The organism is Pseudomonas sp. FeS53a (assembly GCF_000931385.1).
Taxonomy (GTDB): domain Bacteria; phylum Pseudomonadota; class Gammaproteobacteria; order Pseudomonadales; family Pseudomonadaceae; genus Metapseudomonas; species Metapseudomonas otitidis.
The window spans coordinates 34,710-59,798 of record NZ_JYFT01000085.1 but is presented as its reverse complement, the minus strand read 5'-3'; the positions used below and the strand labels follow the sequence as shown (position 1 = coordinate 59,798).

Annotated in this window: 26 protein-coding genes; 17 read left to right on the top strand and 9 right to left on the bottom strand. The window is 68.5% G+C overall.

Translation table 11 applies throughout. From position 1 onward, the window contains the following. Nucleotides 1–25 precede the first annotated feature (25 nt). The 7 genes from SZ55_RS26515 to SZ55_RS26485 all read left to right on the top strand — a co-directional run bounded on the left by SZ55_RS26515 (nucleotide 26) and on the right by SZ55_RS26485 (nucleotide 8,236). Nucleotides 26–742, top strand: coding sequence for a response regulator transcription factor (locus SZ55_RS26515; protein WP_044414216.1), 717 nt, complete (start codon nucleotides 26–28; stop codon nucleotides 740–742). A gap of 1 nt (nucleotide 743) precedes the next feature. Continuing rightward, complete coding sequence (locus tag SZ55_RS26510) at nucleotides 744–2,084, top strand: HAMP domain-containing sensor histidine kinase (protein ID WP_044414213.1); 1,341 nt, start codon at nucleotides 744–746, stop codon at nucleotides 2,082–2,084. A 154-nt stretch (nucleotides 2,085–2,238) separates the two neighbouring features. Next, entirely contained in the window at nucleotides 2,239–4,497 is a 2,259-nt protein-coding gene (locus SZ55_RS26505; RefSeq protein WP_044414210.1) for a TonB-dependent siderophore receptor, read from the top strand. Nucleotides 4,498–4,580: 83 nt separating this feature from the next. Beyond that, a complete protein-coding gene (locus SZ55_RS26500; RefSeq protein WP_044414207.1) occupies nucleotides 4,581–6,074 on the top strand; it encodes a class I SAM-dependent methyltransferase in 1,494 nt (497 codons plus the stop codon). A gap of 19 nt (nucleotides 6,075–6,093) precedes the next feature. Beyond that, nucleotides 6,094–6,384 (top strand): hypothetical protein, encoded by a 291-nt coding sequence (locus SZ55_RS26495; protein WP_044414204.1) that lies wholly within the window; start codon nucleotides 6,094–6,096, stop codon nucleotides 6,382–6,384. After that, nucleotides 6,381–7,895 (top strand): PepSY-associated TM helix domain-containing protein, encoded by a 1,515-nt coding sequence (locus SZ55_RS26490; protein WP_044414201.1) that lies wholly within the window; start codon nucleotides 6,381–6,383, stop codon nucleotides 7,893–7,895. The genes SZ55_RS26495 and SZ55_RS26490 overlap by 4 nt, the downstream gene beginning before the upstream one ends. Next, the gene (locus SZ55_RS26485; RefSeq protein ID WP_177329746.1) at nucleotides 7,892–8,236 is read left to right on the top strand and encodes a DUF3325 domain-containing protein; all 345 of its coding nucleotides are present in this window, start codon (nucleotides 7,892–7,894) and stop codon (nucleotides 8,234–8,236) included. The genes SZ55_RS26490 and SZ55_RS26485 overlap by 4 nt, the downstream gene beginning before the upstream one ends. A 3-nt stretch (nucleotides 8,237–8,239) precedes the next feature. Here the strand turns inward: SZ55_RS26485 and SZ55_RS26480 are convergent, their stop codons facing one another. Further along, nucleotides 8,240–9,040 carry a tetratricopeptide repeat protein gene (locus tag SZ55_RS26480; protein WP_044414460.1) on the bottom strand — a complete coding sequence of 267 codons (801 nt, stop codon included), beginning with the start codon at nucleotides 9,038–9,040 and terminating at the stop codon, nucleotides 8,240–8,242. 199 nt (nucleotides 9,041–9,239) lie between these two features. On the opposite strand from SZ55_RS26480, the gene cysM reads away from it, so the two are divergent. From cysM to SZ55_RS26455, 5 genes are all read left to right on the top strand, one after another. Further along, entirely contained in the window at nucleotides 9,240–10,142 is a 903-nt protein-coding gene (gene cysM / locus SZ55_RS26475; protein ID WP_044414198.1) for a cysteine synthase CysM, read from the top strand. Nucleotides 10,143–10,322: 180 nt separating this feature from the next. Next, nucleotides 10,323–11,681, top strand: coding sequence for a 23S rRNA (uracil(1939)-C(5))-methyltransferase RlmD (rlmD, locus tag SZ55_RS26470; RefSeq protein WP_044414195.1), 1,359 nt, complete (start codon nucleotides 10,323–10,325; stop codon nucleotides 11,679–11,681). Nucleotides 11,682–11,763: 82 nt separating this feature from the next. Continuing rightward, nucleotides 11,764–14,013, top strand: a complete 2,250-nt coding sequence (gene relA, locus SZ55_RS26465; RefSeq protein ID WP_044414192.1) for a GTP diphosphokinase — start codon at nucleotides 11,764–11,766, stop codon at nucleotides 14,011–14,013. A gap of 60 nt (nucleotides 14,014–14,073) precedes the next feature. Further along, entirely contained in the window at nucleotides 14,074–14,904 is an 831-nt protein-coding gene (mazG, locus tag SZ55_RS26460; RefSeq protein WP_044414189.1) for a nucleoside triphosphate pyrophosphohydrolase, read from the top strand. Nucleotides 14,905–14,924: 20 nt separating this feature from the next. Then, on the top strand, nucleotides 14,925–15,464 hold the full coding sequence (locus SZ55_RS26455; protein ID WP_044414186.1) for a DUF2058 domain-containing protein: 540 nt from the start codon (nucleotides 14,925–14,927) through the stop codon (nucleotides 15,462–15,464). A 59-nt stretch (nucleotides 15,465–15,523) separates the two neighbouring features. On the opposite strand, the gene SZ55_RS26450 is transcribed toward SZ55_RS26455, so the two are convergent. The 4 genes from SZ55_RS26450 to purM all read right to left on the bottom strand — a co-directional run bounded on the left by SZ55_RS26450 (nucleotide 15,524) and on the right by purM (nucleotide 18,358). Beyond that, entirely contained in the window at nucleotides 15,524–15,796 is a 273-nt protein-coding gene (locus tag SZ55_RS26450; RefSeq protein WP_044414183.1) for a Rho-binding antiterminator, read from the bottom strand. Between the two features lie 131 nt (nucleotides 15,797–15,927). Then, complete coding sequence (locus SZ55_RS26445; RefSeq protein WP_044414180.1) at nucleotides 15,928–16,638, bottom strand: DUF3108 domain-containing protein; 711 nt, start codon at nucleotides 16,636–16,638, stop codon at nucleotides 15,928–15,930. 11 nt (nucleotides 16,639–16,649) lie between these two features. Then, nucleotides 16,650–17,300 carry a phosphoribosylglycinamide formyltransferase gene (gene purN / locus SZ55_RS26440; RefSeq protein ID WP_044414176.1) on the bottom strand — a complete coding sequence of 217 codons (651 nt, stop codon included), beginning with the start codon at nucleotides 17,298–17,300 and terminating at the stop codon, nucleotides 16,650–16,652. Continuing rightward, nucleotides 17,300–18,358 carry a phosphoribosylformylglycinamidine cyclo-ligase gene (purM, locus tag SZ55_RS26435; RefSeq protein ID WP_044414175.1) on the bottom strand — a complete coding sequence of 353 codons (1,059 nt, stop codon included), beginning with the start codon at nucleotides 18,356–18,358 and terminating at the stop codon, nucleotides 17,300–17,302. Before purM ends, purN begins: the two co-directional genes overlap by 1 nt. A gap of 230 nt (nucleotides 18,359–18,588) precedes the next feature. Between purM and SZ55_RS26430 the strand changes: the two genes are divergently transcribed. The 3 genes from SZ55_RS26430 to hda are packed head-to-tail and all read left to right on the top strand — an operon-like array spanning nucleotide 18,589 to nucleotide 21,461. After that, complete coding sequence (locus SZ55_RS26430) at nucleotides 18,589–19,623, top strand: DUF2066 domain-containing protein (RefSeq protein WP_044414173.1); 1,035 nt, start codon at nucleotides 18,589–18,591, stop codon at nucleotides 19,621–19,623. A gap of 42 nt (nucleotides 19,624–19,665) precedes the next feature. Beyond that, nucleotides 19,666–20,760, top strand: a complete 1,095-nt coding sequence (locus SZ55_RS26425; protein ID WP_044414172.1) for an AI-2E family transporter — start codon at nucleotides 19,666–19,668, stop codon at nucleotides 20,758–20,760. Then, a complete protein-coding gene (gene hda, locus SZ55_RS26420) occupies nucleotides 20,757–21,461 on the top strand; it encodes a DnaA regulatory inactivator Hda (protein ID WP_044414169.1) in 705 nt (234 codons plus the stop codon). The genes SZ55_RS26425 and hda overlap by 4 nt, the downstream gene beginning before the upstream one ends. Before the next feature lie 48 nt (nucleotides 21,462–21,509). Here hda and SZ55_RS26415 read toward each other — a convergent pair whose 3' ends face one another. The 3 genes from SZ55_RS26415 to arsC are packed head-to-tail and all read right to left on the bottom strand — an operon-like array spanning nucleotide 21,510 to nucleotide 22,868. Then, a complete protein-coding gene (locus SZ55_RS26415) occupies nucleotides 21,510–21,920 on the bottom strand; it encodes a DUF2069 domain-containing protein (RefSeq protein WP_044414166.1) in 411 nt (136 codons plus the stop codon). After that, entirely contained in the window at nucleotides 21,913–22,518 is a 606-nt protein-coding gene (wrbA, locus tag SZ55_RS26410; protein ID WP_044414163.1) for an NAD(P)H:quinone oxidoreductase, read from the bottom strand. Before wrbA ends, SZ55_RS26415 begins: the two co-directional genes overlap by 8 nt. After that, complete coding sequence (arsC, locus tag SZ55_RS26405) at nucleotides 22,515–22,868, bottom strand: arsenate reductase (glutaredoxin) (RefSeq protein ID WP_044414160.1); 354 nt, start codon at nucleotides 22,866–22,868, stop codon at nucleotides 22,515–22,517. Before arsC ends, wrbA begins: the two co-directional genes overlap by 4 nt. A 119-nt stretch (nucleotides 22,869–22,987) precedes the next feature. Between arsC and SZ55_RS26400 the strand changes: the two genes are divergently transcribed. Both SZ55_RS26400 and SZ55_RS26395 read left to right on the top strand, forming a co-directional pair. Then, on the top strand, nucleotides 22,988–24,208 hold the full coding sequence (locus tag SZ55_RS26400) for a YihY family inner membrane protein (protein ID WP_044414157.1): 1,221 nt from the start codon (nucleotides 22,988–22,990) through the stop codon (nucleotides 24,206–24,208). 166 nt (nucleotides 24,209–24,374) lie between these two features. Beyond that, on the top strand, nucleotides 24,375–24,572 hold the full coding sequence (locus tag SZ55_RS26395) for a hypothetical protein (RefSeq protein WP_044414154.1): 198 nt from the start codon (nucleotides 24,375–24,377) through the stop codon (nucleotides 24,570–24,572). Nucleotides 24,573–24,632: 60 nt separating this feature from the next. On the opposite strand, the gene SZ55_RS26390 is transcribed toward SZ55_RS26395, so the two are convergent. Continuing rightward, nucleotides 24,633–25,025: a hypothetical protein gene (locus tag SZ55_RS26390; RefSeq protein WP_044414152.1), complete on the bottom strand. Its 393-nt coding sequence runs from the start codon at nucleotides 25,023–25,025 to the stop codon at nucleotides 24,633–24,635. Between the last annotated feature and the right edge of the window lie 64 nt (nucleotides 25,026–25,089).

The following is a 25,089-nucleotide window of genomic DNA, read 5'->3' as shown; positions in this document are numbered from 1 at the left end:
TGCTTCGTATTCGCTGGTGCAAGTCATGAACAATTGCTCGCCGGGGGCCGCCCGCATCCTGGCCATCGAGGACGACCCGGTGCTGGCCGCCCACCTGGCCGACCACCTCGGGCGCCGAGGTTTCGAAGTGGTCCTGCAGCACGATGGCGAGGTCGGCCTCGGGCTGGCCCGCCGCGAGCCCTTCGACCTGATCCTGCTGGACATCCTGCTGCCCGGGCGCAATGGCCTGGAGGTGCTCGGCGAGCTGCGCCGGGAGCGTGGCGTGCCGGTGATCCTGATGTCCGCCCTGGGCGCCGAGCAGGACCGCATCGCCGGCTTCAGCCGGGGCGCCGACGACTACCTGCCCAAGCCCTTCAGCCTGGTGGAACTGCAGGTGCGCGTCGACGCGGTGTTGCGCCGGGTGGCCTATGAGCGCCGGGGCGCGGTCACCGCCGCAGCCCTGGAGGAGCCAGGCCTGCAGTTCGATGACGTGAAGGGCGATGTCGCCTGCGAGGGCAACTGGGCCGGGCTCACCGGCACCGAGTACCGCCTGCTTGAGACCCTGGTCCGCCACGCCGAGGAGGTGCTCAGCAAGGCCTTCCTTTATCAGCAGGTGCTGCACCGGGCCTATTCCCAGCACGACCGCAGCCTGGACATGCACGTCAGCCACATCCGCCGCAAGCTCGTTGCCGCCGGCTACACCAACGGCCGTGTGGAAACGGCCTGGGGCAAGGGCTACCTGTTCACCCGGCAGGACGCCTGACATGCCCGGGCGGCGTTCGCTGTTCTGGCCCCTCGCGGTGCTGCTGGTGGCCTTCAGCGTGCTGGTGATCTGGCTCGCCCGCGCCTGGGGCGAGTACGTCGAGTTGCAGAGCTACCACCTCACTGAGGCTGCCCAGGCCCGGCTCAACCGCTACGCCGCAGAGGCCGAGCAGGCCTGGCGGCGCGACGGCCAAGCTGGCGTGGACCGCTGGCTGGAGCGCCACCAGGCCCGCGAACCGGATTGGGCCGTGGTGGTGGGGCCCGACCTGCGCAGCCTCGGCAGCCGCCCGCTGAACGTGGAGGAGTACGGGCGCCTGACCTTCATGCGGCGCGTCGACTGGCCCATGAGCAAGCGCAGTGGCGGGCTGCCGATCCTCAGCCTGCCGTTCCCCGAGGCACCGGATGCCGGCCAGCTGGTGATGCGCCTGCCCGAGCGCTACCTGCCCGGCGGGTTCAGCCTGCTGGCGCGCTTCGTGATCCACGGCGTGGTGCCGGGGGCCCTGGCCTTCCTCCTCTGCGTCGGGCTGTACCGCCTGCTGCTCGCCCCGTTGCGTCACCTGCGCGAGCAGGCCAACGCCCTGCGCGGCAACCACCTGTCCACCCGGGTTTCACCCGAGGTCAGCCGCCGTCGCGATGAACTGGGCGAGCTGGCCCGGGCCTTCGACCACATGGCCGAGCGCCTGGAAACCACGGTGGAGCACCAGCGCCAATTGCTTTGCGACCTCTCCCACGAGCTGCGCACGCCGCTGAGCCGGCTGCGGGTGGCGGGGGAGAGCGAGCTGGAGATCGGCCAACTGCGCCAGCGCCTGGAGCGCGAAGTGCAATGCATGCAGAAGCTGGTGGACGACACCCTGGAGCTGGTGTGGCTGGACACCGAGCGCCCGCAGCTGCCACGGGAGGTGATCGACGTGGCCTCGCTCTGGGCCGTGCTCAGCGAGGACGCCTGCTTCGAAAGCGGCTGGCCGCCGGAGCGCCTGCGCTGCGAGCTGCCGACGGACTGCCGCGTCCACGGCAACCTCAACGGCCTGGCCCAGGCCCTGGAGAACGGCCTGCGCAACGCCATCCGCCATTCCCCGCCGGATGGCACGATCCGCCTCGGTGCACAGCGCGAGGGCGAGCACTGGCAGCTGTGGCTGGAGGACGAGGGCGGCGGCGTGGACCCGGCCCAGCTGGAGGCCATCTTCCGGCCCTTCACCCGCCTCAGCAGTGCCCGCCCGGGGGGCGAGGGCTTCGGTCTGGGGCTGGCCATCGCCCGCGGCACCCTGCGCTCACAGGGCGGTGACCTGTGGGCGGAGAACGGTGCGCGGGGCCTGCGCCTGTGCCTGCGTTTGGCAAATGTATAGTTTGTAAATGATCTTTACTGCCAAATAAGAATAAATACCATTTGCGCCGACCCGCGTCCGACTCGGGCCTGCCAAATGAAGACCAGCGCGGTCGCTCCGCCTTCATCGGCATGCCCCGTCCCACGTGACTGCCCGATTGCCCAAGGAGTGCCCCATGACGCAGCCGCGATTCACCCTCAACCCCTTCGCCCTGGCCCTGCTGGCCGCCTCCGCGCCGGCCTGGGTCCAGGCCGAGACGCTGGAGCTGGCCGACGACGTCGCCGAGCAGGCCCGGACAAAGGTCGGTGAAACCGCCGAGCAGGCGCTGGAGCTGCAGGAAACCCGCGTGATCGGCACCGCCGAGCAGGAGCTGAAGCAGGCCCCGGGGGTTTCCATCATCACCGCCGAGGACATCCGCAAGCGTCCGCCGGCCAATGACCTGTCCGACGTGATCCGCCGCGAGCCGGGGGTCAACCTCACCGGCAACAGCACCAGCGGCAACCGTGGCAACAACCGCCAGATCGACCTGCGCGGCATGGGCCCGGAAAACACCCTGATCCTCATCGACGGCAAGCCCTCCACCTCGCGCAACGCCGTGCGCTACGGCTGGAACGGCGACCGCGACACCCGTGGCGAGACCAACTGGGTGCCGGCCGAGGAAGTGGAGCGCATCGAGATCCTCCGTGGCCCGGCCGCTGCCCGCTACGGCTCCGGCGCCATGGGCGGCGTGGTCAACATCATCACCAAGCGCCCCACCCAGGAACTGCACGGCTCGATGACCGTGTTCACCCAGCTCCCCGAGGACGATGCCGAGGGCGCCAGCCGCCGCACCAACTTCAACCTCAGCGGCCCGTTGAACGACGCGCTGGCCTTCCGCGTGTACGGCGGCATGAGCAAGACCGATGCCGACGACGCCGACCTCAACGCTGGCCACCAGAGCGACCCCACTTCCCTGGTGGCGGGCCGTGAAGGCGTGCGCAACAAGGACGTCAACGGCCTGCTCAGCTGGCAGCTCAACCCCGAGCAGAGCCTCGACCTGGAGGCCAGCTACAGCCGCCAGGGCAACATCTTTGCCGGCGACACCATGCTCAACAACGGCGGCGCCTTCGTCAGCGGCCTGGTGGGCTCGGAAACCAACGTGATGCAGCGCAGCGCCTATTCGCTGACCCACAACGGCGACTTCGAATGGGGCACCTCCAAGGCCAGCCTGGCCTACGACTACACCCGCAACTGGCGCCTCAACGAAGGCCTGGCCGGCAGCTCCGAAGGCGCGCCTGCCAACGGCGCCGGGGCCTTCACCTCGCGCCTGCGCAACACCCGCGCCAGCGGCGAGGTGAACCTGCCCCTGAGCCTGGGGTTCGAGCAGATGCTCACCCTGGGGGGCGAGTACCTCTACGAGGTCCTCAACGACCCGGGCTCCCTGCGCGCCCAGACCTTCGACCCGGGCAGCGCCGGCGTACCGCCCATCCCCGGCTTCAGCCGTGGCAATACCAAGACCGACGCCCGCAGCTACGCGCTGTACGCCGAGGACAATATCGAGCTGGACAGCCGCACCACCGTCACCCCGGGCCTGCGCTATGACCAGCACGAGGAGTTCGGCGGCAACTGGAGCCCGAGCCTCAACGCCTCCCACAAGCTCACCGACGAACTGACCCTGAAGGGCGGCATCGCACGCGCCTACAAGACGCCCAACCTCTACCAGTCCAACCCCAACTACCTGCTCTACAGCATGGGCAACGGCTGCAACGCCGGGCAGACCAACAGCGGCGGCTGCTACCTGGTGGGCAACCCGAACCTGGAGGCGGAAACCAGCATCAACAAGGAAATCGGCCTGGCCCTGGACATGGGGCAATGGCGCGCCAGCGCCACCTACTTCCGCAACGACTACAAGAACAAGATCGTCGGCAGCAACAACTTCACCTACCGCCTGGCCAATGGCCGTCGCGTGCAGCAGTGGGAGAACGCCGGCAAGGCGGTGGTGGAAGGCATCGAGGGCAACCTGTTCATCGCCCTCGACCCGAGCCTGGAGTGGAACACCAACCTCACCTACATGATCCAGTCCGAGGACCGCGACACCGGCGAGCCGCTGAGCATCATCCCCGAGTACACCGTCAACACCACCCTGGACTGGTACGCCACCGAGCAGCTCTCCCTGCAGGTCAGCGGCACCTACTACGGCAAGCAGGAAGCGCCCTCGCTCAACCAGCGCACCAATCAGGCCTATGCCACCACCGCGCAGAAGGACGTGGACCCCTACGGGCTGATGGGCGTCAGCGCCGGCTACGCGTTCAGCGAGAACTACAGCGTGCGCCTGGGCATCAACAACCTGTTCGACAAACGCATCTACCGCGAAGGCAACGCCAGCGACGCCGGCGCCAACACCTACAACGAACCGGGCCGGTCGTACTTCGCCTCCGTCACCGCCTCGTTCTGACCTGGGCTCCTGGCCTGCCGGAAACGGCAGGCCCATGCCCCGCCGGGTGCTCCGGCGGGGCCTTTTCATGATGGATGCAGCGCATGAGCCTCTGGCACGACGGCTACCTGGCCGATGCCCCTTATCCCCACCTGGTCCAGCCGGAACTCGCACCGAGCTGGATGGTGGCCACCCTCACCGCCCTTGGGCGCAGCGCCCCGGACCTGTCCCGGGGCTTTCGCTATTGCGAGCTGGGCTGCGGCCAGGGGCTGGGCAGCCTGCTGCTGGCAGCGGCCAACCCGGCTGGCGAGTTCGTCGCGGTGGACTTCAACCCCCGGCACATTGCCCACGGACGTGACCTGGCCACCCGGGCCGGGCTCGGCAACCTGCGCTTCGTCGAGGCGGCGTTCGACGGGCTGGCCGGGCAGGACCTGGGCGAGGGCTTCGACTTCATCGTCCTGCACGGCGTCTATTCCTGGGTGTCGCCGGCCAACCGGGCGGCCATCCGCAGCTTTATCCAGCAGCGCCTGCGGCCCGGTGGCGTGGCTTACCTGGGCTACATGACCGAGCCGGGCCTGTCGGCGTTCCGCGCCGCCCAGCGCTTCATCTGGCAGCACGCCCGGCAGGCACCTGGCACACCGACGCAACGCCTGCGCAGTGCCTTCGCCGCCCTGCGTGGCTGGCAGGCGGCGGGGGCCGGCTACTTCGTCGAGCACCCCGACGTGGCCCGGCGGCTGGACGCCGGCGAGCCGGAGGACCTGGCCCAGCTTGCCCATGAACTGCTCTGCGAACACTGGGAGCCCCTGCCGGTGGCCCAGGTGATGGGCGAGTTCACGGCGATCGGCCTGGACTACGCCGGCAGTGCCGTGCCGCTGGAGAACATCGACGCGCTGTCGGTGCCCGGCGCCTGCCTGCCGCTGCTGGAGGCGCTGCAGACGCCCGAGGCCCGCGAGACGGCCAAGGACCTGGCGCGTAACCAGTCCCAGCGGCGCGACCTCTACCAGCGCACGGGCCAGGCGCTCGCGCCGGCGGCCCATCGCCAGGCCTTGCTGGAGGGCTGCTGGGCGGCATTGCCGGGGGCGCCGACCCGGGGTGGCCTGTGCTTCGACACCCGCATCGGCCCGGTGGAGGGCGAGGCGTCGTTGTTCTCGCCGTTGCTGCAGGCCCTCGCCGAAGGGCCCCAGGGCTTCGCCGAACTGGCCCGGCGGCCGGCATTGGCGCCGCAGCTCGGCCAGCTCAACCGGGCGTTGCAGATGCTCACCTGGGCCGGGCATGCCCACCCGCTGACGCCGGGGCCGGTGGCAGTGGAAACCGGTCAGCGACTCAACCGCCTGCTGGCCGAAGGGGCGCTGGCCGGGGTTGGCTATCGCCACCTGGTGGCGCCCAGCCTGGGAGCATCCATCCCCGTGACGGCGCAGCAGATGGCCCTGGCGCGGGTGCTGCTGGAGATGCCGGGCCTGCGCGGCGGCCTGCTGCGCGAAACCGGCCTGGCCCTGCTGCGCCGCGAGGGCTGGCAGGTGCAGGTGGACGACGCACAGCTGAACCAGTTCGAACACGCCGTGCTGCCGGTCTGGCGGCAACTGGGCGTGGTGCCATGACCCCGTGAGGAGCCTGTTCATGACCCTGTCCCTGCCGGCCTGGGCGCCGGTCCTTTCGCGTGTGGTGGCCGCCTTGCTCGGCGGCTATGCCTTCACCTACGCCTTCACCGCCGCGCTGGCGCGGTTGTTGCCGCTGCACCCGGTGGATGCGTTGCTGGTGGCCAGCCTGCCGTGCTTCGTGGTCTACACCCTGGCGGTGTGCTGGGCCTTCGCCGCCCGCAGCGCCCTGCTTGCCTGGCTGGGGCTGGCCCCGGCGCTGCCGCTGGCGGCCCTGGGCTTCTGGCCGCGCCTGCTGGAGTGGCTGGCATGAAGAAGACCTTCACCCAGTCTATGGCCTGGCTGCACACCTGGGGCGGCCTGCTGGCCGGTTGGCTGCTGTTTGCGGTGTTCCTCACCGGGACGTTGGCGGTGTTCGACCAGGAGATCGATCACTGGATGCACCCGGAGGTGCGCGACACCCCGGTGCCTACCGCCGAGGCCGCCGAGCGCGGGCTGGCCTACCTGCGGCAGCACCACCCCGAGGCACGGGCCTGGACCCTGAACCTGCCCACCGAGCGCTCGCCGGGGTTGTCCGTCTCTGCGGGCGAACGTCGCCACGGCGGTGGCGTGGCCCTGGACCCGGCGACGGGCGAGGTGCTGCCGCAACGTGACAGTGCCGGCGGGCTGTTCTTCTTCCGCTTCCATTTCACCCTCGACCTGCCGCGCATGCTCGGCATCTGGGTGGTGGGTCTGCTGGCGCTGGGCATGCTGGTGGCGCTGCTGACCGGCATCGTCATCCACAAGAAGTTCTTCAAGGAATTCTTCACCTTCCGCCCCGGCAAGGGCCAGCGCTCCTGGCTGGATGCCCACAACGCCACGGCGGTGCTGTTGCTGCCGTTCCACCTGATGATCGCCTACACCGGGTTGGCCATCTTCCTGCTGATCTACATGCCGGCGGCGCTGGAGAGCCTGTTCGACGGCGACGTCGAGGCGTACTTCCACGCCCAGTCCGGCACCGAGGAGGCCCACCCGCCCCGTGGCCAGACGCAGCCGGCCCCTCTGGCCGCGCTGGCGCCGATGCTGGCCGAGGCCGAGCGGAAGATGGGGCCGGTGGGCGGCGTGGTGATCCGCCATCCCGGGCGCAGCGATGCCCGGGTGGAAGTGCGGCGGGTGCTGGGCAACCGCATCGCCCTGACCAAGGGGCAGAACATGGTCTTCGACGGGGTGACCGGGGCGCTGCTGCAGGCGCCGCCGGCCATGCGCGCCAGCGTGCTGACCCACCGGGTGATCATGGGGCTGCACTTCGCCCAGTTCGGCGGCTACCCCATGCGCTGGCTGTATTTCCTCTGTGGGCTCGGCGGCTGCGTGATGATCGCCACCGGCCTGCTGCTCTACGAGGTGAAGCAGCGGCGCCAGGCCAGCCCTGGCATGGGCGCGCGCCTGGTGGCGGCACTGAATCTGTCGGCGGTGGCCGGCCTGGGCGTGGCCTGCGTGGGGCTGCTGTGGGCCAACCGCCTGCTGCCGCTGGAGCTGGCCGGGCGCGCGCAGTGGGAGGTGCGGGTGTTCTTCCTGCTCTGGCTGGCCAGCCTGGTCCACGCCGTGTGGCGGCCGGGGGCGCGGGGCTGGAGCGAGCAGCTCGGCTGTGGCGCGGCGCTGTGCCTGGGCGTGCCGTTGCTGGGCTGGGCCACCGGCAGCGGGGCAGGGGATTTCACCCGCGGCATGCTGGAAGTGACGGCCGTTGCCATCGGCCTGTTGCTGGCCGGGTGCGCCTGGCGCGTGCAGCAGCCGGCGGCCGTGCGACCGGCGCGGGTGCGTCGCCCGAAAGCGGAGGTGCAGGGATGAGCCTGATGCTGAGCGTGGCGGCGGGCCTGGTCCACGGCGGAATGGCCGCGTTGTGCCTGGGCCTGCCCCGGCATTTTCGCCAGGTGTGGCAGCGTGAGCCGACGCCCGCACTGCGGCGTGGCCTGCGGGCGGCGGGCTGGGGCCTGTTGGCGTTGGCCTTGCCGGCGAGTGCGGCGTTCTGGGGCTGGGCGATGGGGCCGGTGGCCTGGTTCGGGCTGGTGTCCCTGTCGGGGTTGTTGCTGGCGCTGCTGTTGCCCTACCGGCCCAGGCTGGCGGCGTGGTTGCCGCTGGGCTGGCTGCCGGTGATGGCCGTATTGGGCGTGGTCCAGGGGCTGTCCTGAATCTCAGCCCGCGCTGCTTTGCTGGTAGGCCTCCAGGGCCTGGCGGTCGCTGTCGTCGCCCAGTTCGGCAGCGCGCTGGTAGTAGGGCAGGGCGAGGGCGCGGATGTCGGCGTGCCGGGCCTGGGCGAGGCGGGCGCGGCTCTCCCGGAGGAAGTTGAGGTTGCCGCCGGCCAGGGCCAGGCGCAGCCAGTGCAGGGCGCCTGCCAGGTCGCCCTGGTCGGCCAGCACGGTGGCATGGCTGAACTGGCCACGGAAGTCGCCGGCCTCGGCGGAGCGCCGGTACCAGGCGTGGGCGCGCTCGGGGTCGGCGGGCACGCCGATGCCTTCTTCATGGAAGCGCCCGGCGAAGTTCATCGCCTTGGCGTGGCCCTGGGCGGCGGCGCGCTCGTAGAGGGCCAGGGCCTGGGCCGGGTCCTTCGCCACGCCACGTCCGGTGGCCAGCAGGTGGGCGTAGTTGTAGCAACCCCAGTCGAGCCCGGCTTCCATGGCCTGGCGGAAGGCCCGGGCGGCGCCGGGCAGGTCCACCTCGCCGCCCCAGCCCTGTTCCAGGCAGCGGCCGAGCATGTTGTGGGCCATGGGGTCGCCCTGGGCGGCGGCGATGCGGAACCACTGCCGCGCCAGCGCCGGGTCGCGCTCGATGCCGCGCCCGTCCAGCAGCAGCTGGCCCAGCAGGGTCTGCGCGGGCACCACGCCTTCACGGGCGGCGGCCAGCACGGCGCTGGCGGCCTGGCGCGGTTCGCTGGCCAGGCGTTGCTGCAGGGCCTCGCGGTCGAGGATGTCGGTGCGGGTCAGGGTGAGGGACATGGGCGGCATGGCCAGGGGAAAGGCGGCGAATAGTATTCATTTCCATTTGTGCTGTAAAACCACGGGCGCAGCCTTTCCAAATGCCATTCCGTTCCATGGATATAGCGCTAAGCCATAAGCGGAAACGCTTGTGCGATATGGCGTAGAGGGGTTTGCCGGTATCATGGGCGCCCCTCTGAGTCTGGATCGCAGAACCGCCATGACCCTGCAGTACCCAACCATCGCCGACTGCATCGGCAACACCCCGCTGGTGCGCCTGCAGCGCCTGGGGGGCGACACCCGCAACACCCTCCTGGTCAAGCTCGAAGGCAACAACCCGGCCGGCTCCGTGAAGGACCGCCCGGCCCTGTCGATGATCACCCGTGCCGAGCTGCGCGGTGACATCCAGCCCGGCGACACGCTGATCGAGGCCACCTCCGGCAATACCGGCATCGCCCTGGCCATGGCGGCGGCGATCAAGGGTTACCGGATGATCCTGATCATGCCGGACAACATGAGCGCCGAGCGCAAGGCGGCGATGACCGCCTACGGCGCCGAGCTGATCATCGTCAGCAAGGACGAGGGCATGGAAGGTGCCCGCGATCTGGCCGAGCGCATGCAGGCCGAAGGCCGTGGCAAGGTGCTGGACCAGTTCGCCAACGGTGACAACCCCGAGGCCCACTACGTGGGGACCGGCCCGGAGATCTGGCGTCAGACCCAGGGCACCGTGACCCACTTCATCAGCTCCATGGGCACCACCGGCACCATCATGGGCACCTCGCGCTACCTCAAGGAGCAGAACCCGGCGATCCAGATCGTCGGCCTGCAGCCCCAGGAAGGCTCGGCCATCCCCGGCATCCGCCGCTGGCCCCAGGAATACCTGCCGAGGATCTACCAGGCCGAGCGCGTGGACCGCGTCGTCGACATGGCCCAGTCCGAAGCCGAGGACACCATGCGCTGCCTGGCGCGCGAGGAAGGCATCTTCTGCGGCGTGTCCTCCGGCGGTTCGGTGGCGGCCATGCTGCGCCTGTCCCGCGAGGTGGAGAACGCCGTGATGGTGGCGATCATCTGCGACCGTGGCGATCGCTACCTGTCCACCGGTGTGTACGACGCGCGCCCGTGATGACTCCGATTTCCCGTCCTGACCTTCGCCCGGGGCGCTACTCGCTCCGGGCCTATCGCATTCACCTGTCCACCGCGCCCGTGCTCGGGGTCAGCCGCGTGCCGGCATTGCCGGTGCTTTCGCGCTGCGCGCCGAGCGTGCTGGTGCCGCTGCGCATGCACCTGCCGCTACGGAGGCCCGATGTCCAAGCGTAACGGTGGGCTGCGCTTCCAGAGCGGGGGCGGCAAGCGCCAGGCCTCGCCGGCAGTGCCGGTGGGCAAGAAGCAGACCCTGGAGGTGGAGCGCCTGGCCCATGACGGCCGGGGCATCGCCTTCGAGCAGGGGCGCACCTGGTTCGTCGACGGCGCCCTGCCGGGCGAGTCCGTCGAGGCGCGGGTGCTGGGTGCCCGCAGCCAGGTGGTGGAGGCCCGTGCCGAGCGTATCCTGCGGGCCAGCCCGGAGCGTCGCGCCGAGCCGTGCCCCCATGCCCGCCAGTGCGGTGGCTGTTCGCTCCAGCATCTGCCCCATGAGGCCCAGCTCGCCCTGAAACAGCGCACGCTGGCCGAGCAGCTGGAGCGCTTCGCCGGCCTGGTGCCGGAAACCTGGGCCGCGCCGCTGGTGGGGCCGGAGTTCGGCTACCGGCGTCGCGCCCGCGTGGCGGTGCGCTGGGACGCCAAGGCCGCGCGCCTGGAGGTGGGTTTTCGCGCTGCGGCGAGCCAGTCCATCGTCGCCGTGCAGGACTGTGCCGTGCTGGTACAGCCCTTGCAGACGATCCTGCGTGCGTTACCGCCCCTGCTGGCCGGCCTGGAAAGACCGCAAGCGATCGGACACGTCGAGCTCTTTCACGGCACCGCCTCTTCCCTCCTGCTGCGCCATACCCAACCGCTGGTCGACGGCGACCTGGCACGCCTGCGCGCGTTCTGCGCCGAGCACCAGGCGCTGCTCTGGCTGCAGGGGGCGGGTGAGCCGCAGCCGGACCACGCCGACGCGCAGCTGGGTTACCGATTGGAACAGTGGGACCTGGCGCTGGGCTACCGCCCGGGCGATTTCGTCCAGGTCAATGCCTGGATCAACGAAGCGATGGTCCGCCAGGCGCTAGACTGGTTGGCACCCCAGGGCCACGAGCGGGTCCTGGACCTGTTCTGCGGGCTGGGCAATTTCGCCCTGCCGCTGGCGCGGATGAGCCGCGAAGTGGTGGCGGTGGAAGGCGTCGAGGCGATGGTCGAGCGGGCCCGCGACAACGCCCGGGCGAACGGCCTGGGCAACGCGCACTTTTTTGCGGCCGACTTGTCGAAGCCGCTGGCCGAAGCCACCTGGGCGACCGGGGGCTTCGACGCAGTATTGCTGGACCCGCCGCGTGACGGGGCGTTCGAGGTGGCTCGCCACCTGGGCGAACTGAAGGCGAAGCGGGTGGTGTATGTGTCCTGCAACCCGGCCACCCTGGCGCGCGACAGCGCCGAGCTGGTCCGGCAGGGCTACCGGCTGAGGACGGCCGGCATCCTCGACATGTTCCCGCAGACGGCGCATGTGGAGGCCATGGCGTTATTCGAGGCGGGCTAGGACGCTCGCGTAATCCGACTGGCCCAGAGAGGCTGGCGATCATTCGGCGCGCTGGCATGCGCCGTAGGGAAGGTAAGGCAAGATGGTACAGGTCAGAGCGCAACAGCCGGTCAACACCGACGGCAGTATCAACCTCGAGGCATGGCTGGACCATGTGCTCAGTCTCGATCCGGTGCTGGACCGCGCCGTGCTGAAGCAGGCCTGCGAGTTCGCCCGCGATGCCGAGCAGCAGGCCAACGCCGCGCAGAACCTCTGGGCCGAAGGCACCTCCAGCTTCCAGACGGGCCTGGAGATCGCCGAGATCCTCGCTGACCTCAAGCTCGACCAGGAGTCCCTGGTGGCGGCGGTGATCTACCGCGGCGTGCGCGAGGGCAAGATCCCCCTGGCCGACGTGCAGCAGCGCTTCGGTCCGGTGGTCGCCAAGCTGATCGAGGGCGTGCTGCGCATGGCCGCCATCAGTGCCAGCCTCAACCCGCGCCAGTCCATGGTGCTGGGCACCCAGACCCAGGTGGAGAACCTGCGCAAGATGCTGGTGGCGATGGTCGACGACGTACGCGTCGCCCTCATCAAGCTGGCTGAGCGCACCTGCGCCATCCGTGAGGTGAAGAACGCCGACGAGGAGAAGCGCCACCGCGTTGCCCGCGAGGTGTTCGACATCTACGCGCCCCTGGCCCACCGCCTGGGCATCGGCCATATCAAGTGGGAGCTGGAGGACCTGTCCTTCCGCTACCTGGAGCCGGACCAGTACAAGAAGATCGCCAAGCTGCTGCACGAGCGCCGCCTGGACCGCGAGCAGTACATCGCCGACGTGATGAACCAGCTGCGCCAGGAACTCACGGCGGCGGGCATCAAGTCCGACATCAGCGGGCGTGCCAAGCACATCTATTCCATCTGGCGGAAGATGCAGCGCAAGGGCCTGCAGTTCAGCCAGATCTACGACGTGCGCGCTGTGCGCGTGCTGGTGCCGGAAGTGCGCGACTGCTACACCGCGCTGGGCATCGTGCACACCCTGTGGCGCCACATCCCCAAGGAATTCGACGACTACATCGCCAACCCCAAGGAGAACGGCTACCGCTCCCTGCACACGGCGGTGATCGGCCCGGACGGCAAGGTGCTGGAGGTGCAGATCCGCACCCACGCCATGCACGAGGAAGCCGAACTCGGTGTCTGCGCCCACTGGCGCTACAAGGGCACCGACGTCAAGACCAGCTCCAACCACTACGAAGAGAAGATCTCCTGGCTGCGCCAGGTGCTGGAGTGGCACGAGGAACTGGGCGACATCGGCGGGCTGGCCGAGCAGCTGCGGGTCGACATCGAGCCCGACCGCGTCTACGTGTTCACCCCCGATGGCCACGCCATCGACTTGCCCAAGGGCGCCACGCCCCTGGACTTCGCCTACCGCGTGCACACCGAGATCGGCCACAACTGCCGGGGCGCGAAGATCAACGGGCGCATCGTGCCGCTGAACTACAGCCTGCAGACCGGCGAGCAGGTGGAAATCATCACCGGCAAGCAGGGCTCGCCGAGCCGCGACTGGCTCAACCCCAACCTGGGCTACATCACCACCTCCCGGGCGCGGGCGAAGATCGTCCACTGGTTCAAGCTGCAGGCCCGCGACCAGAACGTCGCCGCCGGCAAGGCCATGCTCGAGCGCGAGCTGGCGCGCCTGGCGCTGCCGCCGGTGGACTTCGAGAAGCTCGCCGAGAAGTGCAACCTGCGCACCGCCGAGGACATGCACGCGGCCCTGGGGGCCGGCGACCTGCGCCTGGCCCACGTGGTGAGCAACGCCCAGCAACTGGTGGAGCCGGAGCGCGGCACCAGCGAGCAGCTGGAGCTCATCCCCCGCCGCTCCACCGGACAGTACAAGCCGGGCAAGCGCGGCGACGTGCAGATCCAGGGCGTCGGCAACCTGCTCACCCAGATGGCCGGCTGCTGCCAGCCGCTGCCGGGCGACCCGATCGTCGGCTACATCACCCTCGGTCGTGGCGTCAGCATCCACCGCCAGGACTGTGCCTCGGCGCTGCAGCTGGCCAGCCGCGAACCCGAGCGGATGATCCAGGTCAGCTGGGGCCCGGTGCCGGTGCAGACCTACCCGGTGGACATCGTCATCAAGGCCTACGACCGTTCCGGCCTGCTGCGTGACGTGTCCCAGGTGCTGCTCAACGAGCGCATCAACGTGCTGGCGGTGAACACCCGCTCGAACAAGGAGGACAACACCGCCTCCATGCTGCTGACCATCGAGATCCCGGGGCTTGACGCCCTGGGCCGCCTGCTGGCGAAGATCGCCCAGCTGCCCAACATCATCGAGGCCCGTCGTAATCGCGCAGCCTGAACCGCTGCGCGATTCGCGCGTGACGTTCAGGTCGCGCCGGGTTCAACCACTGGATCTGCCATGTACCAACTCAATGACCTGCTGCACCTGATGGCCCGGCTGCGTGACCCGCAGTACGGCTGCCCCTGGGACCTGAAGCAGGACTACGCCAGCATCGTCCCGCACACCCTCGAAGAGGCCTACGAGGTGGCGGACGCCATCGAGCGGGGCGACTTCGCCCACCTGCCCGGCGAGCTGGGTGACCTGCTGTTCCAGGTCGTCTACTACAGCCAGCTGGCGAAGGAGGAGGGCCGCTTCGAGTTCGCCACGGTGGTCGATGCGATCACCCGCAAGCTGGTGCGCCGCCATCCCCATGTGTTCCCCGACGGTGACCTGTACGGCGCCCCGGACATGGCACGCCTGGAGGAGGCCGCCATCAAGCAGCGCTGGGAGGAGATCAAGGCCGAGGAGCGCGCTGAGCAGGCCGCCGCCCCGGAGCAGCTCTCCCTGCTGGACGACGTGCCCAGCGCGCTGCCGGCCCTGTCCCGGGCGGCCAAGCTGCAGAAGCGCGCGGCCCAGGTGGGCTTTGACTGGCCCGAGGCGCTGCCGGTGGTGGACAAGGTCCGCGAGGAGCTGGACGAGGTCCTCGAAGCCATGAGCGAGAACGACCCCGAGGCAGTGGCCGAGGAACTGGGCGACCTGCTGTTCGTTGCGGTCAACCTCGCCCGTCACCTTAAGGTCGACCCCGAGACGGCACTGCGTTCGGCCAACGCCAAGTTCGAGCGGCGCTTCCGCTACATCGAACAGGCATTGCGCGAAGCGGGTCGTCCCATTGAAGATTGCACCCTGGATGAACTGGACGCCCTCTGGGGCGAGGCCAAGAAACAGGAAAAAGCCACCCTTGGCTGCTAAGCAGAGAGACTGAACGACCCATGAGCCTTTCCCTTCGTGACCAGCTGCTGAAAGCCGGACTGGTCAGTGAAAAGCAGGCCAAGCAGGCCGGTAAGCAACAGCAGAAGCAACAACGCCTGGAGAAGAAGAACCAGGTGGAGAAGGACGACAGCCTGCGCCAGGCCACCCTCCAGGCCCAGGCCGAGAAGCTGGCCAAGGACCAGGAGCTGAACCGCCAGCAGCAGGAGAAGGCCGACCAGAAGGCCCGCGCGGCGCAGGTCAAGCAACTGATCGAACGCACCCGCCTGCCCAAGCTGACCACCGACGACTACTACAACTTCGTCGACAACAAGAAGGTCAAGCGCATCGCCGTCAACGACCTGATGCGCGACAAGCTGAGCCGTGGCTCGCTGGCCATCGTCCAGCACGGCGGCGGCTACGAGGTGATCCCGCGTGATGCCGCCCTGCGCATCCAGGAGCGCGACCCGCGTCGTATCGTGTTGCTCAACGTCGCCTCCGAAGAGGTGGACGAGGACGATCCGTACGCCGCCTACAAGGTGCCGGACGACCTGATGTGGTGAGTGCGGGTTGAATGGGAAGAAGCCGGGCAATGCCCGGCTTTTTCATGGCTGGGGGATCCTCAGCAGACCTGGTTGCCCAGCAGCACCCGGCCGAAGTGCGCGCCTTCGGTCAGCGGGGTGATGGCGGCGATCTGGTCCAGCCGCAAGCGCTCGCGCCCGGCCTCGCTGTGTACCAGCAGGAATTCATCCTTGTTGCGGTCGGTCTCGGTGTCCATGGCGCGGGCTTCCAGCTGGCGGCCGTCGTCCAGTTCGATGAGCAGCTGGTAGCGGTGCAGGCAGGCCAGTTCGATGTAGTCGTACAGCTCGCAGGAAAGGGGCAGGTAAGGGGTCATGAGGGCATCCTCAAGGGCTGTGCCCCGACATCCTATACCCGTCCGGCGTGGCTGCCAGCCCGGCCTTGCGGTGGGGCGCCCAATAAAAAGCCGGGCGCAGGGCCCGGCTTCTGGGGAGATGGCGTGATGGCTCAGCTGCCCTTGACTTCGCGGCCGTCGACGCTGCCTTCCTTGAGCATGATCTGGTATTCCTTGCCGTCCTTCTCCACCTGGTTCAGGCGCACCAGCAGGTAGTCCCAGTCCTTGGCGAACCAGAGGGTGGTCTTGCGGGCGCTCTGGGTGGGGTCGCGCACGCGCTCGACCTTGATGGCATCGACGCTGCCGGCCATGGTGTCCACGCGCTCCTGGCCGAGGACGCGGAAGTCGTAGGTTTCCACTTCGTCGCCGTCGATCACCTGGTAGCTCATGCTCTTCTTGCCGGCGGCAACGTCGCGCTGGAGCACCAGTTGGTAGGTGGACTTGTCGACCATGCCGCGGTTCAGGGGCAGGCGCACTTGGTTGCCGCGGTCGGTCCCGATGACCTGCTTCTCACCCCAGTCGAAGTCCAGCTCGACCTGCTTGCTCTTGCCCAGGCCGCTGCGGTTGAAGCGGTAGGTGACGGGCAGGAAGGTGGTCTTGTCCAGGCGGAATACGCTGACTTCGCTCAGGCTGGCCACCAGCATGGAGGCCTCGAAATCCAGCTGCCAGCGCCCATCGTCCAGTTGCTTCAGGGAGCGGCCGGCGCTGCCGCTGATGGGCATGGTCTTCCAGTCGGCGGTGTAGCTGGCCTTGAACGGCTTCAGCTCGGCCGCAGTGACCGGCAGGGTGAAGAGGGCGAGGAGCAACAGCACAGCACGACGCATTGGCAAATCTCCTAGTTACGCAACTGCTGCCCGGTAGGGGGCAACGCTTGGCCGTCCAGTAGGGCGCCGCTCTCGCCGAGGCGCAAACGGCCTTCGGCGAACCAGCGCACGGCCAGCGGGTAGATACGGTGTTCCTCGGCGTGCACCCGCTGGGCCAGGGTGTCTGGCGAATCGCCAGACTCTACCGGGATTACCGCTTGTACGACCAGAGGGCCACCATCGAGTTCCTCCGTCACGAAGTGGACGCTGCAGCCATGCTCGGCGTCGCCGGCTTCCAGCGCGCGCTGGTGGGTGTGCAGGCCCTTGTGGCGGGGCAGCAGGGAGGGGTGGATGTTCAGCATGCGGCCGGTGTAGTGGCGCACGAAGCCCGGGCTGAGGATGCGCATGAAGCCGGCCAGGACCACCAGGTGCGGGGTGAAGCTGTCGATCAGTGCCGCGAGGGCCTGGTCGAAGGCCTCGCGTCCGTCGAATTCGCGATGGTCCAGTACACGGGTTTCGATGCCGGCCTGGCGCGCACGCTCCAGGCCGTAGGCATCGGCGCGGTTGGAGATCACCGCGCGGATTCGCGCCGGATGCCCGGCGCTGGTGGTGCTGTCGATCAGGGCCTGCAGGTTGCTGCCGGAGCCGGAAATCAGCACCACCACGTCACAGCGGTCGGTCATCAGTGGGCTTTCAGGTTGTTCAGCACGACGCGCTCGCTGCCTTCGGCACCTGCGGCGATCTGGCCGATCACCCAGGGCTGTTCGCCAGCGGCACGCAGGGTTTCCAGGGCCACGTCCACCTGTTCGGGGGCCACGCAGATGACCATGCCGACGCCGCAGTTGAGTACGCGGTGCATCTCGCGCTCATCGACGTTGCCTTTCTCCTGCAGCCAGTCGAAGACGGCCGGGCGGGTCCAGCTGGCGACGTCGATGACGGCCTGGGCACCCTCGGGCAGCACGCGCGGGATGTTCTCGGTGAGGCCGCCGCCGGTGATGTGGGCCATGGCCTTCACCGCGCCGGTGTCCTTGATCAGCTTGAGCAGCGGCTTGACGTAGATGCGGGTCGGGGCCATCAGCAGGTCGGCCAGGGGCTTGCCGTCCAGCTGGATCTGCTCGATGTCGGCGCCACTGACTTCGATGATCTTGCGGATCAGCGAGTAGCCGTTGGAGTGCGGGCCGGAGGAGGGCAGGGCGATCAGGGTGTCGCCGGTGCGGACCTTGGAGCCGTCGATGATCTCGGCCTTTTCCACCACGCCGACGCAGAAGCCGGCCAGGTCGTAGTCCTCGCCTTCGTACATGCCGGGCATCTCGGCGGTCTCGCCACCCACCAGGGAGCAGCCGGCCAGTTCGCAGCCGGCACCGATGCCGGTGACCACGGTGGCGGCCACGTCGACGTTGAGCTTGCCGGTGGCGTAGTAGTCGAGGAAGAAAAGCGGCTCGGCGCCGCAGACCACCAGGTCGTTCACGCACATGGCGACCAGGTCCTGGCCGATGCTGTCGTGCTTGTTCAGGTTCAGCGCCAGGCGCAGCTTGGTGCCGACGCCGTCGGTGCCGGAGACCAGCACGGGCTGCTTGTAGCCGGCCGGGATCTCGCAGAGGGCGCCGAAGCCACCCAGGCCGCCCATCACTTCAGGGCGGGCGGTGCGCTTGGCCACGCCCTTGATGCGTTCGACCAGGGCTTCGCCCGCGTCGATGTCCACACCGGCGTCCTTGTAGCTCAGGGAGGGTTGCTTGCTCATAGATCCAGGCCTTTAGGGGAAATTCGTGGGTCGACCGGCCACAAGGGCCGATTCGCGAAGGCGCGCGATTTTATCAGGGTTGGCCTGTAGCGGCCATCGGCAGCGGTCGCGCAGGGGGAAAAGCCCGCACCGCCGGGCGCCGCCCGTTGCCGGCCAGGATGGGCCTGTTTAAGGTATAGCCCTTCCCGATGCGGCCCCGGCCGCTCCATCCGTTCGTCGAGAGTCCCCCCATGCGCCTGATCGCCCGCCTGTTGTTGGTCTGCCTGCCGCTGCTCAGCCCGCTGGCCCATGCCGAAACGGTCGCCAGCCTCTATCAGGTGCGCGAGCCGGTGCTGTCCCAGCAACCCGAGGAGCGCGACCAGGCGCTGAACCGCGCGCTGGAAACCCTGGTGATCCGCCTGACCGGCGACACCAAGGCGCTGAACAACCCGGCGCTGGCCGAGGTGCGCAAGAACCCGCAGCAACTGATCAGCCAGTTCGGCTACGAGGGGCAGTCGCTGCAGGTGGACTTCGACCCGGTGACCACCGATCGCACCTTCCGCCAGGCCGGCATCGGCCTGTGGAGTGCCAACCGCCCGGCGATCCTGACCTGGTGGCTGAACCAGGCGGCCGAGGGCGCCAGCCTGGTGGGCGACGCCCAGACCGCCGCCGCTCCTTTGCGTGATGCCGCCCAGCACCGTGGACTGCCGCTGCGCCTGCCGCTGGCGGACCTCAGTGAGCAACTGGCGGCGACGCCGGAGAACCTGACTGCCGCCGACCCGGCAGCCTTGCGCCCGGCCTCCGAGCGTTATGGTGCCGATGCCCTGCTCGCCGTGCTGGCCAGCGAGGCGGATGGCAAGTGGAAGGCCACCTGGCACCTGTGGATCGGCGACAGCCGCGAGCAGGGCACCCTGGAGGCGGCCGATCCGGCGGCCCTGGCCGATGCCGTGATGCTTGCCGTGAGCCAGCGCCTGGCGCCGCGTTTCGTGGTGGCGCCGGGCGTCGGCCAGGAGCAGGTGCTGGAAGTGAAGGGCGCTGACCTGGACCGCTACGCCGAGCTTTCGCGTGCGCTGGAGCCCTTCGGGGCCCGGCTGTACCAGGTGGAAGGCAATGTCCTGCGCTTCCACGTCAGCGCCAGCGTCGACCAACTGCGTGCCCAGCTGGCCCTCAGTGGGTTGACCGAGTCGCCTGCCGAGCAGGCGCCGGTGGACGCGGCCCAACCGGCTGCACCGGGCGCTGCGCCGCAGGTCGTGCCACGGCAGAATGCGCTGCGCTTCCAGTGGTAAGGATGCCGAACCTGCCACATTCGTCCGGGATGAGGGACCGTCATGACTGATTCGCGTCGCTGGCTGTGGGTCGGGGGCGTGCTGCTCCTGGGCTGGCTGCTGTACCTGCTGCATCCGATTCTTTCGCCGTTCCTGGTGGGCATGCTGCTGGCCTACATGGGGGACCCGCTGGTGGACCGCCTGGAGGCACGGGGGCTGTCCCGCACCTGGGGCGTGGTGGCGGTGTTCACCCTGTTCAGCCTGGTGCTGCTGGCGCTGCTGCTGATCCTGATCCCGATGCTGGCGCGGCAAGTGGCGCGGCTCTACGAGACGGCGCCGCAGATGCTGGACTGGCTGCAGAACAGTGCGCTGCCCTGGGTCCAGGCCAAGCTGGGGTTGCCCCAGGGCTTCTGGCGCTTCGACAAGCTCAAGGAGGTCGTCAGTGGCCACCTGGGACAGACCACCGATCTGGTGGGTGTGATCCTGACCAGTGCCACGGCTTCGGGCCTCGCGCTGGTGGGCTGGGTCGGCAACCTGCTGCTGATCCCGGTGGTGGGCTTCTACCTGTTGCGTGACTGGGACCTGATGGTGGCCCAGCTGCGTGGCCTGCTGCCGCGCAGCCGCGAAGGGCTGGTGGTGAAGCTCACCGGCGAATGCCACGAGGTGCTGGGGGCGTTCATCCGTGGGCAACTGCTGGTGATGCTGGCCTTGGGCGGCATCTATGCGGTGGGCCTGATGATCGTCGGCCTCGACCTCGGCCTGCTGATCGGCCTGCTGGCCGGGCTGGCCAGCATCGTGCCGTACATGGGCTTCATCGTCGGTATCGGCATGGCCGTGGTGGCGGCGCTGTTCCAGTTCGGCGGGGTCGATCCCTATGCCCTGCTGGGAATTGCCGTGGTGTTCGGCGTCGGCCAGTTGCTCGAAGGCATGGTGCTGACCCCCATGCTGGTGGGCGACCGGATCGGCCTGCACCCGGTGGCGGTGATCTTCGCGATCCTCGCCGGCGGCCAGCTGTTTGGCTTCACCGGTGTGCTGCTGGCGCTGCCCGTGGCGGCCGTGATCATGGTTTTGCTGCGCCATGCGCATGATTTCTATAAACTTTCGGATCTTTACGGAGAGACCGGCAGCGGTTCCGACGAACCCAGCGATACGGCATGAAACCCATCCAGCTTCCCCTTGGCGTGCGCCTGCGTGACGACGCGACCTTCGCCAACTATTACCCCGGCGCCAACGCCGCGGCCCTCGGCTATGTCGAGCGTCTTTGCGAACCCGATGCCGGGTGGACCGAGAGCCTGATCTACCTGTGGGGTGCGGAGGGTGTCGGACGCAGCCATCTGCAGCAGGCGGCCTGCCTGCGCTTCGAGCAGCGTGGCGAGCAGGCGGTGTACCTGCCCCTGGCGGACCTGGTGCAGTACGGCACGGCGATCCTCGACAACCTGGAGCAGTGCGAGCTGGTCTGCCTGGACGACCTGGATGCCGTGGCCGGGCGCGCCGACTGGGAAGAGGCGCTGTTCCACCTGTTCAACCGCCTGCGCGATGCCGGCCGCAAGCTGTTGCTGGCTGCCAACACCGCGCCGCGGGAACTGCCCATCGCCCTGCCGGACCTGAAGTCGCGCCTGACCCTGGCGCTGATCTTCCAGCTCCACGCCCTCTCCGACGAAGACAAGCTGCGTGCCCTGCAACTGCGTGCCTCGCGCCGTGGCCTGCACCTGACCGAGGAAGTCGGCCGCTTCATCATGACCCGCGGCTCGCGCAACATGAGCGTGCTGTTCGACATCCTCGAACGCCTGGACCAGGCCTCTCTCCAGGCGCAGCGCAAGCTGACCATCCCCTTCCTCAAGGAAACCCTGGGCTGGTAACGACGAAGCGCCCCGTAGGGCGCTTCGTGCGATTCACCGTTCCCGACCTCAGCTTTCGCCGGCCAGCTTGCGGTTGTGCTGGAACTTCCAGCGCGTGTACAGCAAAGCCGCGCAGAACAGCACCACGCTGAGCACCACCATCAGCCAGCCGAACACCATGCGCTTGGGATCGGCAGCGGCCAGCACGCCCTGGATGAAGTAGAGGTTGATCACGAAGCAGGCCCAGGCGTGGGCGCGGGCGTTGCCGAGGAGCATCCCGGGGGCCAGCAGCACCAGGGGCAGCAGCTCGATGCTGAGCACCACCCAGTAGCGGGCGCCGTTCAGGTCCGCGTACACCAGGGTCCACACGGTCAGCAGCAGGATCAGGCCGAGGAAGCTGGCCAGGCTCAGGGCGCGGCTGATGGCCAGGCGCGGGGCGAGCCAGTCCAGCTCCGGGAGTTTCTTGGGTTTTCTAGCCACGTCCGTTCTCCAGTCGCAGGGCCGTCTGTGCCAGGCGTTGGCCCAGGGCGCGGCAGAGGGCGCTCTCCTGCTCATCCAGGCCGCGCTTGCCATCGGCGCCGGCGTAGTGGCTGGCGCCGTAGGGGGTGCCGCCGCCGGTGGTGCTGAGCAGGGCGGGTTCGCTGTAGGGAATGCCGGTGATGAGCATGCCGTGGTGCAGCAGGGGCAGCAGCATGGACAGCAGGGTGCTCTCCTGACCGCCGTGCAGGCTGGCGGTGGAGGTGAACACGGCGGCCGGCTTGCCCACCAGTTCGCCGCTGAGCCAGAGGCTGCTGGTGCCGTCGATGAAGTACTTCAGCGGTGCCGCCATGTTGCCGAAACGGGTCGGGCTACCCAGGGCCAGCCCGGCGCAGCCCTTGAGGTCGTCGAGGGTGGCGTACGGGGCGCCTTCGGCGGGGATGTCCGGCGCGCTGGCCTCGCAGTCGGCGGACACCGCCGGCACGGTGCGCAGGCGCGCTTCCAGCCCGGCGAGTTCGACGCCACGGGCGATCTGGCGAGCCATGCGCTCGGTGGCGCCGTGGCGGCTGTAGTAGAGGACGAGGACGTAGGGCGTGCTCAAGGCAGGATCTCCAGCACCTTCTCCGGTGGGCGGCCCACCACGGCCTTGTCACCCACCACCAGGATGGGGCGCTCGATCAGGCGCGGGTGCTGGCTCATGGCGTCGATCAACTGGTCGTCGCTGAGCCCGGTGTCGGCCAGGCCCAGGCTCTGGTATTCCTCCTCGCCGGTGCGCAGCAACTGGCGGGCACCGATGCCCAGGCGCGCCAGCAGGGTCTTCAGCTCGGCCGAGCTGGGCGGGGTTTCGAGGTAGCGCACCACGGTCGGGGTGAGGCCGCGGGCCTCCAGCAGCTCCAGCGCGCCACGGGATTTCGAGCAGCGCGGGTTGTGATACAGGGTCATTTCGGTCATGGCGGGGGTCGCAAGGCCTTGAGTGAGGCGGCTATTCTAACCGCGTCCGCGTGCGGGCCTGAACCGTGCATGTGGTTTCGGGCGGCGGACAAGGCACCTCAGTCAACGAAGGAGAAGGAATGCGCCAGCGGATCAGAGACATCGAGGAGTTCTGGCGTTTCCTGCTGCAGCGCTTCATCAGCGACAACGGTTTCAACAGCGCGGCGGCCCTCACCTACACCAGCCTGTTCGCCGTGGTCCCGATCATGACGGTGACCTTCACCATGCTCTCGGTGATCCCGGCCTTCCAGGGCATGGGCGAGCAGATCCAGCGGTTCATCTTCCACAACTTCGTGCCCAGTACCGGCGAGGCCGTGCAGGAGTACCTGCAGGGCTTCACGCTGCAGGCGCGGCACCTGACCTGGGTGGGTGTGGGGCTGCTGGCCATCACGGCCTTCACCATGCTGGTGACCATCGAGAAGGCCTTCAACACCATCTGGCGCGTGCGCCAGCGGCGCCGGGGCATGGCCAGCTTCCTGCTCTACTGGGCGGTGCTGAGCCTGGGGCCGCTGCTGCTGGGCGCGGGCTTTGCGGTGAGCACCTACATCACTTCCCTGGCGCTGCTGTCCAGCCTCAACGAGATCGCCGGCACCCGCGCGTTGCTGGGGTTCACCCCGCTGCTGTTCAACGTGGCGGCCTTTACCCTGCTCTATGCGGCGGTGCCCAACGTCCGCGTGCCCCTGCGGCATGCCGTGGTGGGGGGCGCGTTCACGGCGTTGTTGTTCGAGTTGGCGAAGGCCTTGTTCGGCCTGTATGTCAGCCTCTTTCCCGGCTACCAGCTGATCTATGGTGCGTTTGCCACGGTTCCGCTGTTCCTGCTGTGGGTCTATGTCTCATGGGTGATCGTGCTCTTTGGTGCGGAGCTGGTGTGCAACCTGGGCCATTCGCGCCACTGGCGCCGCCAGGCCTTGCCGCGGCTGCTGGTGGTGCTGGGCATCCTGCGGGTGATGCATGACCGCCAGCAGCGTGGCCTGCCGGTCCGCCACCTGGATGTGCAGCGTGCCGGCTGGCTGCTGCCGGAGGATGAGTGGCTGGAGCTGATGGACTTCCTCGAGGCCCAGCACCTGGCCTGCCCGGTGGCGGTGGGTTCCTGGGTGCTGTGCCGCGACCTTTCCAGCTACAGCCTGCACCAACTGCTCAACCACTGCCCCTGGCCGATGCCGAAACCGGCGCAGTTGCCGGGCCACTTGGACGAACCCTGGTATCCGGCGCTCAAGGTCGCGTTGGAGCGGCTGCAGGAGGATCAGCAGGCATTGTTCGACAAAAGCCTGGCCAGTTGGCTGCGGCCGGTCGAGGAGTGACAAAAAAGGTCAGCTGGTTGCGGGTGTCTGTTTCGTGGCGCTTGGTATCTGGCGTGTAACGGTGGGGCGCCCCTGCATTCGGGATGACTGGCACGTTTCTGGCAGATACCCGTGCAACATGCCATCACCCTGCCAGCAGGCGGGCCGCAAGGACTGAAGTACTTCTATGAGCAAGGGCAGATCGAAGGTTGTCCACCTACATGAGCGTGATCCGGAAGAGGCCCTCGAACGCCTGAACCGCATCACCGGGCTGCGTTTCACCCGCTGGCCGGAGTCGCTGGTGCCGCCCAGGACGGCGGATGACGCGCTGCCGGTCAGGCCGGACGAGTCGACGCCGCCCACCAGTGATGCTGCACGCGCCTGACGCGGTTGCCGCATAAATGAAAAACCCCGCCTAGGCGGGGTTTTTCATGTCCGGTTGCTGTCAGGCCATGGCCTGGCGGCTGTCGCTGACGGCTTGTTCGACGGCCTGCACGAACAGTTCTTCGACCTGCAGGCTCTGGCAGGGCACGGCGGATTTCAGGCGCACCTGCATGTCCTCGATGCGTTGCCGGGCGGGCAGGCGGGCAATGCCGGAGAGGAGGATCTTGCCGTGTGCGTTGACCTTGCCGTGGTCAACCATGACCTCGCGGCGGGTTTCGCCATCGCGGTAGCTCACCAGCAGCGACACCGGCAGGCTGGCCAGCCCAGGCAGTTGCAGCCAGGCGGCGACGTTGAATTCGGCCACGCGACCCTCGTAGGGGGTCACTACGAAATGCGCGCCTTCGACGATTCGGGAGGGAACGGGGCCGATCAGTTTGTCGAGGTTCTGAGACATCGTGGGGATTCCTGTCTTCGGGCAGGGCGGCGGACGGTAGGCCGCTGATTATAGGAATCGACGG